Genomic DNA, 12,533 nt, shown 5'->3' on the forward strand with positions numbered 1-12,533 from the left:
GCTCCGGACGGGCGCAAACCCGTCCGGAGCGGCGCTGAGGCCGGGTCCGGGTCTGGCCCGGCCGGGGTTCAGAGCTTGACGTCGTAGTCGATGGTGAGCGGCGCGTGGTCGGAGAAGCGCTCGTCCTTGTAGATCGACGCGGCGCGGGCGCGGGCCGCGATGCCGGGCGTGGCGATCTGGTAATCGATGCGCCACCCCACGTTCTTGGCCCAGGCCTGGCCGCGGTTGCTCCACCAGGTGTATTGCTCGGCGCGGTCGTCCAGCGTGCGGAACACGTCGACGAAGCCGCGCTTGTCGAAGACCTCGGTCAGCCAGGCCCGTTCCTCGGGCAGGAAACCGGAGTTCTTCAGGTTGCCCTTCCAGTTCTTCAGGTCGATTTCCTTGTGGGCGATGTTCCAGTCGCCGCAGACCACGAACTCGCGGCCGCTCTTCTTGTGTTCCTTCATCAGGCCGTCCAGCCACGGGCCGAAGCGGTCCAGGAAGCGGTACTTGGCCTGCTGGCGCTCGTCGCCGCTGGAACCGGACGGCAGGTAGGCGCTGATGACCGACAGGTCTTTCCAGTCGGCGCGGATGATGCGGCCCTCGGGATCGAACTCCTCGCAGTCCAGGCCGATGTTGACGCGCTCGGCGGCGTCGCGCAGGTACAGGCCGACGCCGCTGTAGCCCTTCTTCTCGGCGTGGTGGAAATGGCCGGTGTAGCCGGGCGGGTGACGCAGATCGTCGGTCAGGTCGGCGTCCGCGATCTTGATTTCCTGCAGGCACAGGATGTCGGCGCCGTGCTTGTCCATCCAGGGCTGCAGGCCCTTGCGGAAGGCGGAACGGATGCCATTGAGGTTGAGCGACGTGATGCGCAGCAAGGCGGTACTCCCAATAAGGCGGCGGCCCCCGTATGGGGCCGGACTATGCCTGGAATTTAACCGACTCGGGCGGGCCGCGCGGCTTGGGGCCCGCTTGCACGCGCTGCGTGTCGGGGGCGGGCGCGGTGCGCGTGAGGAGGCAAATGGGCGTGCACCTCGGGCGAGCGCAGGATTGTGCGTCGGGCGTGCGCGGGCAGCCAGTCCGGCGCGCACGGGCCCGCGCCCGGACTGCCGGCGATCTCTCGCGGCCGGCGCAGCGGATAAAATGCTGGCGTTCGCCACCTATCTGGAATGCCCGCATGCCTGCCGCCCAAACGTCCACCGCCCTCGATTTCGTCCGTTTCGCCCTGAATGAAGGCGTGCTGCGCTTCGGCAGCTTCAAGGTGAAATCGGGACGCATCAGCCCGTACTTCTTTAACGCCGGCCTGTTCAATTCCGGCGCTTCCGTCGGCAAGCTGGCCGGTTTCTATGCCCAGGCGCTGCTGGACTCGGGCGTGGGCTTCGACATGCTGTTCGGCCCGGCCTACAAGGGCATCCCGCTGGCCACCGCCACCGCCGTGGCCCTGGCCGGCCACCCGGCCATGCAGGGCAAGAGTGACGTGCCGTTCGCCTACAACCGCAAGGAAGCCAAGGACCACGGCGAGGGCGGCACGCTGGTCGGCGCGCCGCTCAAGGGCAAGGTCGTGATCATCGACGACGTGATCACCGCCGGCACCTCGGTGCGCGAATCGGTGGAGATCATCCGCGCCGCCGGCGCTGAACCGGCCGCCGTGCTCATCGCCATGGACCGCATGGAACGCGCCGGCCCGGACGACGCGCTGTCGGCGCACTCGGCCGTGCAGGACGTGGCCAAGACCTATGGCATTCCGGTGGTGTCGATTGCGTCGCTGGCGGACATCCTGGCCTTGCTGCAGGACGACGCGGCGTTCGCCGAGCACCGCGAGGCGGTGCTGGCTTATCGGACCAAGTACGGGGTGAAGTAAGGCGGGGCGGTCAGCACCGCTTTACCTGCGGTCCTCTTCCATCCAGGCGCGCATTTGCTCGCTGTCGAAGTTCGGTGCGACGGGAATGCTCCTGAGCGCCAGCAGCGCCTCGTACATGTCTTCGGACATATTGGGGTTGGCGGGCTGGATGTAGGCTTGGGCAATGCCGTCTTTCTTGATGACGATGCGCGCGCCTTCATGCGCCAGGCGGATCAATGCGTCGAGCCGTTCGCCGACTTTTTCCTGAGGGACTTCGAGATAGCGGGACATTTCGGGACCCTTGTTCAAGTCCTTCATTCGCAGATGCCCTTGACCATGTACCACCAGGTGGCTTCGTCGGTGTAGGGGATCTTGGGGCCGTTCTTCAGGCCTTCAATCGCCTGATGCGCCTCTTCGGTCAGTAAGGGATTGGCCTGGCATATCTGTGCATGCGCCAGGCCGTCATGAGCAATGACCACGCGGGCGCCGTCCCTGGCGGCCTGGATCATGTCATCAAGCCGCTCGGCGACTTGTTCCAGCGGGACTGACACATAGGGCATCGTCATGGTCTGGCCTCTGTTTGGATGTCGGGCCGTCCATTCCCGGCCAACACAGGGACCGAGGTCGCTTGTTGCGCAATGAATTACGCTTGCTGGCACGTCATATCCGACGATGGGCTCCGCCAGCCCGCTGGTCTGTGCCGCGAGTTCCAGGTCCAGCGCGCGTGCCACGGATGCCAGTTTTCGATCGAACGTGGCGAGAGGCACGCGAGAGGTCAACGCGAGTTCGAGATAGGATGCGTCATAGACGGTCAGCCCGTGCGTGCGGGCTAGCGATACGCTGGAGGCAAGCCATCGATCCGGCGGGCGCGAGTCGTGGACGATGGGTGCGCTGCGTACGAGTCGTGTGAATCGTGCCAATTCGTCGGTGGTTGCCGCCTTGGAACGTTCTACGCGCAGTGCGCCTTGGGCGACCTCCAGCGACCATATCGCCGGAACGAGGGCCGAACTTCCCTGCAGGTCGTTCAGGATATCCATGGCCTGCGTGTGGAAGGGCTGGTTGGGTAGTTTCAGCCAGCTTAGTGCGACGGAGGCATCAAGCACGAGCTTCATCCGTGTATGCCTTTGACGAGATACCACCAGGTGGCTTCGTCGATGGGGGGGCGCTGGGGGAAATTCTTGAGATCCTCGATCGCCTGATGCGCCTCTTCGGTCAGCAGGGGATTGACCTCGCAAATGCGGGCATGCGCCTGGCCGTCATGCGTAATGACCACGCAAGCGCCATCCCGGGCCGCCTGGATCATTTCATCAAGGCGCGCGGCAACCTGTTCCAGCGGAACGGACAGATAGGGCATCTTCATGGCCCGGGTCTCCAATCGAATATCGACCCGTCCATTCTTGGCCAACAAAAAGGCCGCGGCAATATGCCGCGGCCCTGAGTCGGTCTGATAAAGCGCTGACCCTGTCAGCCGTCCAGCTTTTGCTTGAGCAGGTCGTTGACCTGTTGCGGGTTGGCCTTGCCGCGGGCGGCCTTCATGATCTGGCCGACCAGGGAATTGAACGCCTTCTGCTTGCCGGCGCGGTATTCCTCGACGATGGCCGCGTTGGCCGCCAGCACCTCGTCGATCATGGCGCCGATGGCGCCCGTGTCGCTGATCTGCTTGAGGCCGCGCGCCTCGATGATGGCGTCGGGCTGGCCGCCGTTCTCGCCGGCCCACATGGCGCCGAACACTTCGCGGGCGATCTTGTTGGAGATGGTGCCGTCGATGATGCGGTTGATCAGCGCGGCCAGGGCCGGCGCCTGCACCGGGGCGTCGGCGATGTCCTTTTCTTCCTTGTTGAGCGTGGCGGCGACCTCGCCCATGATCCAGTTGGCGGCCAGCTTGGCCTGGCCGGCGGGCAGCGCCTGGGACACGGCCTCGAAGTAGGCGGCCAGGCCGCGGCTGGCGCTGAGCTGGGCGGCGTCGTAGGCGGTCAGGCCGTAGTCGGACTCGAAGCGGGCGCGCAGCGCGGCGGGCAGCTCGGGCATGGCGGCGCGGACCTCGTCGACCCAGGCGCGCGAGATCACCAGCGGCGGCAGGTCGGGGTCGGGGAAGTAGCGGTAGTCGTGCGCGTCTTCCTTGCTGCGCATGCTACGGGTTTGGTCGCGGTCGGCGTCGTACAGGCGGGTTTCCTGCACCACCGTGCCGCCGTCCTCGATCAGCTCGATCTGGCGGCGCGCCTCGTACTGGATGGCGCGTTCCAGGAAGCGGAACGAGTTGACGTTCTTGATCTCGGTGCGGGTGCCGAATTCCTTCTGGCCGACCGGACGCACGGACACGTTGGCGTCGCAGCGGAACGAACCTTCCTGCATGTTGCCGTCGCAGATGCCCAGCCACACGACCAGGCTGTGCAGCGCGCGGGCGTAGGCCACGGCCTCGGCGGCCGAACGCATTTCCGGCTCGGTCACGATTTCCAGCAGCGGCGTGCCGGCGCGGTTCAGGTCGATGCCGCTGGCGGCGGCGCCGTTGGCCAGGTGAAAGGCGTCGTGCAGCGACTTGCCGGCGTCTTCTTCCAGGTGCGCGCGGGTCAGGTTGATGGTCTTTTCTTCTTCGCCGACGAAGAAGGAGAGCGAGCCGCCCACCACCACCGGCAGTTCGTACTGGCTGATCTGGTAGCCCTTGGGCAGGTCGGGGTAGAAGTAGTTCTTGCGCGCGAACACCGAGCGCGGCGCGATCTCGGCGCCCACGGCCAGGCCGAAGCGGATGGCGCGCTCGGCGGCGCCGCGATTCATGACCGGCAGGCTGCCCGGCAGCGCCAGGTCGACCACGTTGGCCTGGGTGTTGGCGGCCGAGCCGAAGCGGGTGCTGCTGCCCGAAAAGATCTTGGAGTCGGTGGAAAGCTGCGTGTGCGTTTCCAGGCCGATGACGATTTCCCAGTTCATGTTAGGCGTCCTGGAATGCCGGCACTTTCTTGTGCCAAGCGGTGACTTGTTGATAGCGGTCGGCGATGGCCAGAAGGCGGCCTTCGTCGAAATAGTTGCCGATGATCTGCAGGCCGATGGGGCGGCGGTTGTCCATGCCGCCGAAGCCGCATGGAACCGACATGGCCGGCAGGCCGGCCAGGCTCACGCCCAGCGTGTAGACGTCGGCCAGCCAGTCGGCGGTGGGATCGTCGCGGTTGTCGCCGATGTTCTTGGCGACCGTTGGCGTCACCGGGCCCATGATCACGTCGCACTGGTCGGCATAGGCGCGCTGGAAATCCTGCGCGATCATGCGGCGCAGGCGCTGGGCCTGCAGGTAATAGGCGTCGTAGTAGCCGTGGGACAGCACGTAGGTGCCGATCAGGATGCGGCGCTTGACCTCGTCGCCGAAGCCTTCGGCGCGCGAGATGCTGATCATTTTTTCCAGACCGTCGTACTGGGCTGCGCGGTGGCCGTAGCGCACGCCGTCGTAGCGGGCCAGGTTGCTGGACGCTTCGGCGGGGGCGATGACGTAGTAGGCGGGGATGGCCAGCTCGGTGCGCGGCAGCGACACCGGCACGCGCACGGCGCCCAGCGCCTCGAACTGCGCCAGCGCGGCTTCCACGGCGGCGGCCACGTCTGGCGCCAGGCCGGCGCCGAAGTACTCGGCCGGCACGCCGATGCGCAGGCCCTTCAGGGGCTGGCTGCCGGCGGCGTCATGGCGAGCCTGGGCGGCGTCGAAGTCGCGCCGCACGCGGCCCGGCTCGTTGACGGCGGCATCGCATTTTTCCAGGCTGGTGGCGTCGCGCGGGTCGAAGCCGCTCATGACGTCCAGCAGCTCGAGCAGGTCGCGGGCGCTCTCGGCCAGCGGGCCGGCCTGGTCCAGGCTGGAGCCGAAGGCCACCATGCCGAAGCGCGAGACGGTGCCGTAGGTGGGCTTGATGCCGCTGACGCCGCACAGGGCGGCGGGCTGGCGCACCGAGCCGCCGGTGTCGGTGCCGGTGGCGGCGGCCACCAGGCGGGCAGCCACGGCGGCGGCCGAGCCGCCCGAGGAGCCGCCGGGCACGGCGGTCGTGTCCCAGGGGTTCCGGACGGGGCCGTAGGCGGAGTTCTCGTTGCCCGAGCCCATGGCGAATTCGTCGCAGTTCAGCTTGCCCAGCGACACGGCGCCGGCCGCCTGCAGGCGCTCGACCACGGTGGCATCGAACGGGCTGACGTAGCCGTCCAGCATCTTGCTGCCGGCGGTGGTGCGCCAGCCGCGGGTGACGAAGGCATCCTTGTGGGCGATGGGGATGCCGGCCAGGGCGCCGGCGGTGCCGGCGGCCAGGGCGGCGTCGGCGGCGCGGGCCTGGGCCAGCGTCAATTCGGCGTCAATATGTAAGAAGCTGTTCAGGCCGCTGGCGGCCTCGGCGGCGGCCAGCGCGCTTTGCGCCAGGTCGACGGCGCTGACCTGGCGCTGGGCGAGGGCCGCGCGCAGGCCGGCGATCCCCTCGAATTGGGTATGCAGGGCGGGTTTCGTCATGGCTTACTCGATGACCTTGGGAACCAGGAACAGGCCGTCCTGGGCGTCCGGGGCGTTGGCCAGCAGTTCCTGGCGGCGGGTTTCCGAGCTGGGCTCGGTGACGGCGTCCTCGCGCAGGCGCAGGGTGATGTCCTCGTGGGCCGACAGCGGATGGGCCAGCGGCTCGACGCCTTGCGTGTCGACCGACTGCAGCCGCTCGATCAGGTGGAGGATGCCGTTCAGTTCGGTCTGCGCGTGGGCGCGCTGTTCCGGGGTCAGTTCGATTCTGGCCAGCCGGGCTATGCGGGCCACATCTTTGTCGTTGAGCGCCATGGGGATTTCGAAATTCGAATAACGGAAGGCCGGGGGAGGGCCGGGACAGTATGCATACGCCCAACCCGTTACAAAGCTTGAATAGCCTGCATTTATGCGCTATTTCCACGGAAATTATAAGTTATGATTCACGGTTTAATCGCCGTGACGACAGGCGGGTTCGAGTGTATCCGGACCGTGCGCCCCGCGGCCTGACCCAATTCCCCCCCAGAATTTGCTGAGCTCCCATGTTCGGATTCCTGCGCAGTTATTTTTCCAGCGATATGGCGATCGACCTCGGTACCGCCAATACGCTGATCTACGTCCGCGGCAAGGGCATCGTGCTCGACGAGCCCTCCGTGGTCGCTATCCGTCATGAAGGCGGTCCCCACGGCAAGAAGATCATCCAGGCCGTCGGCCACGAAGCCAAGCAGATGCTTGGCCGCGTCCCCGGCAACATCGAGGCCATCCGGCCCATGAAGGACGGCGTGATCGCCGACTTCACCGTCACCGAGCAGATGCTCAAGCAGTTCATCCGCATGGTGCACCCCCGCAACATGCTGGCGCCCAGCCCGCGCATCATCGTCTGCGTGCCCTGCGGCTCCACCCAGGTTGAACGCCGCGCCATCCGCGAATCCGCGCTGGGCGCGGGCGCCTCGCACGTGTTCCTGATCGAGGAACCCATGGCCGCCGCCATCGGCGCCGGCCTGGCCGTGTCCGACGCCAGCGGCTCCATGGTCGTCGACATCGGCGGCGGCACCACCGAAGTGGCGGTGATCTCGCTGGGCGGCATGGTCTACAAGGGCTCGGTGCGCGTCGGCGGCGACAAGTTCGACGAGGCCATCGTCAACTACATCCGCCGCAACTACGGCATGCTGATCGGCGAGCCCACCGCCGAACTCATCAAGAAGGAAATCGGCTCGGCCTTCCCCGGCTCCGAAGTCCGCGAGATCGAGGTCAAGGGCCGCAACCTGGCCGAAGGCGTGCCGCGCAGCTTCACGGTCTCGTCGAACGAGATCCTGGAATCGCTGACCGATCCGCTGAACCAGATCGTGTCCGCCGTGAAGATCGCCCTGGAACAGACGCCGCCCGAGCTGGGCGCCGACATCACCGACAAGGGCATCGCCCTGACCGGCGGCGGCGCGCTGCTGCGCGACCTGGACCGCCTGCTCCAAGAGGAAACCGGCCTGCCCGTGGTGGTGGCCGACGATCCCCTGACCTGCGTGGTGCGCGGTTGCGGCGAAGCGCTGGAACATCTTGAGAAACTCGGCGCCATCTTCATCAACGACTAATTCCTTGCGCCAGCCCGGAGCCCTGCTGTCTTGCGGCTCCGGCCGCGGCGGGGGCTCCGGGCGCGACCGCCCGGGCTGAGATTCATGCAACGACAAGGGACCCCTCCCCTATTCAGGCGCGGCCCGCCGGCAGAGGTGCGGCTGGTCGTCCTGGTCGTCCTGGCCGTGGCCCTGATCATCATGGATTCGCAACTGCGCGTGCTGGAGCCGGTGCGCAGGGCGGTGTCCGTGGCCATCTATCCCTTCCAGCGCGCCGTCATGGCGCCGCGCGACCTGGTCCAGCAGGTCAATGAATGGGTCAACGCCGCCAACCTCATCCGCAGCGAGAATGAAGCCCTGCAGCGCCAGCGCATCGAGCTGGCCCAGGTGGCGTCCCATGGCGCGCAGCTCGCCGCCGAGAACGCGCAGCTGCGCCGCCTGCTGGGCGTGACCGACACGGTGGCGCAGTCGGCGGTGGTGGTCGAGGTGCTGTACGAGCCCACCAGCGCCTTCAATCAGCGCCTGGTCTTCAACAAGGGCAGCAAGGCCGGCCTGGCGCCGGGCATGCCGGTCATCGACGAAGGCGGCGTGGTCGGCCAGATCGTGCGCGTCACCCCGATGACCGCCGAGGCGGCCCTGGTGACCGACGAGCAGGTGTCCATCCCGGTCCAGCTGCTGCGCAACGGCCTGCGGCTGATCGCCTTCGGCGGGAACTCTCCCGGCAAGATGGAAGTCCGCTACCTGGCGGCCAACGCCGACATCAAGGAAGGCGATACCATAGTCACCAGCGGCGTGGGCGGGCTGTTCCCGGCCGGCCTGCCGGTGGCCAAGGTCACTTCGGTCGAGCGTGACACCGCCTCGGGCTTCGCGCGCGCCGTCTGCGAGCCGCTGGCCCATCCCGAACGCTATCGCCACTTCCTGGTCCTGCAGGTGGATGTGGCCCGCGCCGAATCCAACCGTCAGGAGGTCGATTCCGGTGGATCGGACTAACGCTTCGTCGCCCCGGCGACGCCTGGGCACGCCCAGCAACGTCCAGCCCGAGCGGCTGGACGGGCCGGCGCACGGCGTCTTCGTCTGGGCCTCCATCATCCTGATGTGGCTGGTGTCGCTGCTGCCCTGGCGGCTGTGGCAGGGCGCGCCCGACGTGCTGATCCTGATCATCGCCTTCTGGTGCGCGCACGAGCCACGCCGCATCGGCCTGTTCACCGCCTTCACCTTCGGCCTGCTGATGGACGTGCACGACGCCGGCCTGCTGGGCGAGCACGCGCTGTCCTACACGCTGATCGCCTATGGCGCCGTGGCCTTGCAGCGCCGCCTGCAGCGCTTCGACCTGTGGAGCCAGGCCATGCACATGCTGCCGGTGTTCTTCGCCGCGCGGCTGCTGGTGCAGATCATCCACGCCTGGCTGGCGGGCAAGTGGCCGGGCTGGGACTGGGCCGTCAGCGCCGGCCTGACCGCCGCCCTGTGGCCCCTGGCCGGCTGGGTGCTGCACCTGCCCCAGCGCGGCGCCGACGACGCCGAGTCCTCGTCCGCCTGACGGCGGGCGGGCGCAAGCGATGTTCGAGTTCAAGAAAACCGGCCAGCAGCAAAAGCAGCGCTTCCTGCTGCGCGCCTGGGTGGGCGGCGTGTTCGCGCTGCTGTGCTTCGGCGTGCTGATCGGCCGCTTCTGGTATCTGCAGGTCGACCGCTACGAGGGCCTGTCCGAACGCGCCGACCGCAACCGCATCGCGGTGGTGCCGATCCCGCCGCGCCGCGGCGAGATCCTGGACCGCAACGGCGAGGTGCTGGCGCGCAACTACCGCACCTACACGCTGGAAGTCGTGCCGGCCCACGCCGGCAACCTGACGGCGCTGTTCGAGCGGCTCAACGAAGTGGTGTACATCAGCCCGACCGACCAGCGCCGCTTCAAGCGCCGCGCGGCCGAGTCCAGTCGCTACGCCAGCCTGCAGCTGCGCAACAACCTGAATGAAACCGAGGCGGCCTGGTTCGCCGCCCATGCCTTCCAGTTTCCCGGCGTCGAACTGCGCGCCCGCTGGGTGCGCGAGTATCCGCAGGGCCTGTCGGCCGCCCACGTGGTTGGTTACATCGGCCGCATCGCCGATGGCGACATCGAGGATCTGGAGCGCGCCGGCCAGCTGGGCAACTACCGCGGCACCGACGTGATCGGTAAGAAGGGCATCGAGAAGACCTGGGAAGAAGCGCTGCATGGACGCACCGGCCTGGAAGAGGTCGAGGTGACGGCCGGCGGACGCCCCATGCGCACGCTGCGGCGCATCGACCCGGTGCCCGGCTCGGACATCATGCTGTCCATCGACATGGGCCTGCAGAAGGTGGCCGAACAGGCTTTCGAGGGGCAGCGCGGCGCGCTGGTGGCGCTGGATCCCGATACCGGCGAGGTGCTGGCCTTCGTGTCGCAGCCCTCGTTCGATCCCAATCTCTTCGTCGACGGCATCGACGTGGACAACTGGCGCATGCTGAACGAGTCGCCCGACCATCCGCTGATCAACCGCCCGCTGTACGGCACCTATCCCATCGGCTCGACCTACAAGCCCTTCGTGGGCCTGGCCGCGCTGGAACTGGGCAAGCGCCGCGCCACCGACCGCATCTCCGATCCCGGCTTCTACGAATTCGGCGGCCAGAAGTTCCGCAACGCCGGCGGCGCCGCCTATGGCATGACCGACATGCACAAGGCCATCGTGGTGTCGTCGGACACCTACTTCTATTCGCTGGGCCCCGAGATCGGCGTGAACGCGCTGCATGACTTCACCAAGCAGTTCGGCTTTGGCCAGATCACCGGCATCGACCTGGAAGGCGAGAAGCGCGGCGTGCTGCCGTCCACCGACTGGAAGCGCTCGGCTTACAAGGAAAAGGAACGCCAGCGCTGGTACGCGGGCGAGACCATCTCGGTCGCCGTGGGCCAGGGCTACAACTCGTTCACGCTGCTGCAGTTGGCACAGGGCACGTCGACGCTGGCCAACAACGGCCTGTACCGCCGTCCGCACCTGGTGCATGCGGTGCGCGATCCGCGCACGGGCCAGGCCAAGCCCACCGATTCGGTGCCCGACTATCGTATTCCCCTGAAGCAGGCCAACGTGGACGTGATCAAGAACGCGATGGCCGACGTGGTGCGCGCCGGCACGGCGCGGCGCGCGTTCGCCAATGCGCCCTACCAGGCGGCCGGCAAGACCGGCACGGCGCAGGTGTTCAGCCTGCGCGGCGCGCGCTACCGCGCCAGCGCCATCGACGAGCGCCTGCGCGACCACGCCCTGTTCATGGGTTTCGCGCCGCTGGAGCACCCGCGCATCGCCGTGGGGCTGATCGTCGAGAACGCCGGCTGGGGCGCCAGCGTGGCCGCGCCGGTGGCGCGCAAGGTGTTCGACTACTGGCTGGCCAAGGAACGCAAGGACAAGATCGTGCGGCCGGACCGCGCCGATCCGCTGGCCTCGGTCGAGTCCATCGCCTCTGACGTGGTGCGCAAGCCATGAAGCGTTTCGGCCTGATCCTCCTGCGCGTGTTCACGGCCTTTGATTGGCCGCTGCTCGCCATCCTGTTGATGTTCGCGGCGCTGGGCCTGACGGTCATGCATTCGGCCGTGGGCGGCACCGACTGGCGCTTCGCCGACCAGTCGCGCAATTTCGTCATCGCCTTCTTCGCCATGTGGATCATGGCGCTGATCCCGCCCAAATGGCTGATGAAGCTGGCGCTGCCGTTCTACGTGGTGGGCGTGGTGCTGCTGCTGGGCGTGGAGTTCTTCGGCGAGACCAGCAAGGGCGCGACCCGCTGGCTCAACCTGGGCGTGACCCGCATCCAGCCGTCCGAGATGATGAAGATCGGCGTGCCCATGATGCTGGCCTGGTACTTCCAGCGCCACGAGGGCGCGGTGCGCATCCGCGACTTCCTGGCCGCGGCCGCCATGCTGGCCGCGCCGTTCGGCCTGATCGTGCTGCAGCCCGACCTGGGCACGGCGCTGCTGGTGTTCGGCGCGGGCTTCTTCGTGATCTACTTCGCCGGCCTGTCGTTCAAGCTGCTGATCCCGGCCTTGCTGGCCGGCATCATCGGCATCGGCACCCTGATCTACTACGAAGACCAGCTGTGCGAGCCGGACGTGAGCTGGGTGGTGCTGCACGACTACCAGAAGCACCGCGTCTGCACGCTGCTCAATCCCAGCTCCGATCCGCTGGGCAAGGGCTTCCACACCATCCAGTCCATGATCGCGGTGGGCTCGGGCGGCGTGTACGGCAAGGGCTACATGAAGGGCACGCAGACCCACCTGGATTTCATCCCCGAGCGCACCACTGACTTCATCTTCGCCGTCTACGCCGAGGAATTCGGCCTGTACGGCGGCATCGCCATCCTGGTGCTGTACGCGCTGCTGATGGCGCGCGGGCTGACCATCGCCTCGCGCGCCTCGTCGCAGTTCGGACGATTGCTGGCGGGGGCGATGACCATGATGCTGTTCATCTACGTGTTCGTGAACGTGGGCATGGTCACGGGCATCCTGCCCGTGGTGGGCGTGCCGCTGCCCTTCATGAGCTATGGCGGGACGGCGCTGTTCACCATGGGCATCGCGTTCGGCATCATGATGAGCATCAGCCGGTATCGGTCGGTGAAGTCCTAGCGGCGCGAGTCCCGGCAAGCGAACTCGACAAAAAGCCCCCGTGAGGGGGCTTTTGGCATGGGCCGTCCGGCA

General features: G+C 67.3%; 13 protein-coding genes. 6 read left to right on the top strand and 7 right to left on the bottom strand.

Annotated features, from left to right (window positions below):
- Window positions 1–68 precede the first annotated feature (68 nt).
- Window positions 69–857, bottom strand: a complete 789-nt coding sequence (locus AC6LJ9_RS20095; RefSeq protein ID WP_212313577.1) for an exodeoxyribonuclease III — start codon at window positions 855–857, stop codon at window positions 69–71.
- Window positions 858–1,156: 299 nt separating this feature from the next.
- On the opposite strand from AC6LJ9_RS20095, the gene pyrE reads away from it, so the two are divergent.
- On the top strand, window positions 1,157–1,840 hold the full coding sequence (pyrE, locus tag AC6LJ9_RS20100) for an orotate phosphoribosyltransferase (protein WP_212313575.1): 684 nt from the start codon (window positions 1,157–1,159) through the stop codon (window positions 1,838–1,840).
- Between the two features lie 21 nt (window positions 1,841–1,861).
- Here pyrE and AC6LJ9_RS20105 read toward each other — a convergent pair whose 3' ends face one another.
- The 6 genes from AC6LJ9_RS20105 to gatC form a co-directional block, all read right to left on the bottom strand.
- Window positions 1,862–2,110 (bottom strand): hypothetical protein, encoded by a 249-nt coding sequence (locus tag AC6LJ9_RS20105; RefSeq protein ID WP_498148966.1) that lies wholly within the window; start codon window positions 2,108–2,110, stop codon window positions 1,862–1,864.
- A 23-nt stretch (window positions 2,111–2,133) separates the two neighbouring features.
- Window positions 2,134–2,931 (bottom strand): type II toxin-antitoxin system VapC family toxin, encoded by a 798-nt coding sequence (locus AC6LJ9_RS20110; protein ID WP_498148967.1) that lies wholly within the window; start codon window positions 2,929–2,931, stop codon window positions 2,134–2,136.
- On the bottom strand, window positions 2,928–3,179 hold the full coding sequence (locus AC6LJ9_RS20115; protein WP_498148968.1) for a hypothetical protein: 252 nt from the start codon (window positions 3,177–3,179) through the stop codon (window positions 2,928–2,930). The genes AC6LJ9_RS20110 and AC6LJ9_RS20115 overlap by 4 nt, the downstream gene beginning before the upstream one ends.
- Before the next feature lie 104 nt (window positions 3,180–3,283).
- Entirely contained in the window at window positions 3,284–4,741 is a 1,458-nt protein-coding gene (gene gatB, locus AC6LJ9_RS20120; RefSeq protein WP_212313571.1) for an Asp-tRNA(Asn)/Glu-tRNA(Gln) amidotransferase subunit GatB, read from the bottom strand.
- A gap of 1 nt (window position 4,742) precedes the next feature.
- Complete coding sequence (gene gatA / locus AC6LJ9_RS20125) at window positions 4,743–6,281, bottom strand: Asp-tRNA(Asn)/Glu-tRNA(Gln) amidotransferase subunit GatA (protein WP_498148969.1); 1,539 nt, start codon at window positions 6,279–6,281, stop codon at window positions 4,743–4,745.
- Between the two features lie 3 nt (window positions 6,282–6,284).
- The gene (gatC, locus tag AC6LJ9_RS20130; protein ID WP_103271511.1) at window positions 6,285–6,593 is read right to left on the bottom strand and encodes an Asp-tRNA(Asn)/Glu-tRNA(Gln) amidotransferase subunit GatC; all 309 of its coding nucleotides are present in this window, start codon (window positions 6,591–6,593) and stop codon (window positions 6,285–6,287) included.
- A 227-nt stretch (window positions 6,594–6,820) separates the two neighbouring features.
- Between gatC and AC6LJ9_RS20135 the strand changes: the two genes are divergently transcribed.
- From AC6LJ9_RS20135 to rodA, 5 genes are all read left to right on the top strand, one after another.
- On the top strand, window positions 6,821–7,864 hold the full coding sequence (locus AC6LJ9_RS20135; RefSeq protein WP_006216320.1) for a rod shape-determining protein: 1,044 nt from the start codon (window positions 6,821–6,823) through the stop codon (window positions 7,862–7,864).
- Between the two features lie 84 nt (window positions 7,865–7,948).
- Window positions 7,949–8,833: a rod shape-determining protein MreC gene (gene mreC / locus AC6LJ9_RS20140; RefSeq protein WP_103271510.1), complete on the top strand. Its 885-nt coding sequence runs from the start codon at window positions 7,949–7,951 to the stop codon at window positions 8,831–8,833.
- The gene (gene mreD / locus AC6LJ9_RS20145) at window positions 8,820–9,380 is read left to right on the top strand and encodes a rod shape-determining protein MreD (RefSeq protein ID WP_498148970.1); all 561 of its coding nucleotides are present in this window, start codon (window positions 8,820–8,822) and stop codon (window positions 9,378–9,380) included. The genes mreC and mreD overlap by 14 nt, the downstream gene beginning before the upstream one ends.
- A 19-nt stretch (window positions 9,381–9,399) precedes the next feature.
- Complete coding sequence (gene mrdA, locus AC6LJ9_RS20150) at window positions 9,400–11,328, top strand: penicillin-binding protein 2 (protein WP_498148971.1); 1,929 nt, start codon at window positions 9,400–9,402, stop codon at window positions 11,326–11,328.
- Window positions 11,325–12,461, top strand: a complete 1,137-nt coding sequence (rodA, locus tag AC6LJ9_RS20155) for a rod shape-determining protein RodA (protein WP_212313563.1) — start codon at window positions 11,325–11,327, stop codon at window positions 12,459–12,461. Before mrdA ends, rodA begins: the two co-directional genes overlap by 4 nt.
- Window positions 12,462–12,533 lie beyond the last annotated feature (72 nt).

This window comes from Achromobacter sp. 1011811831 (genome assembly GCF_059760905.1).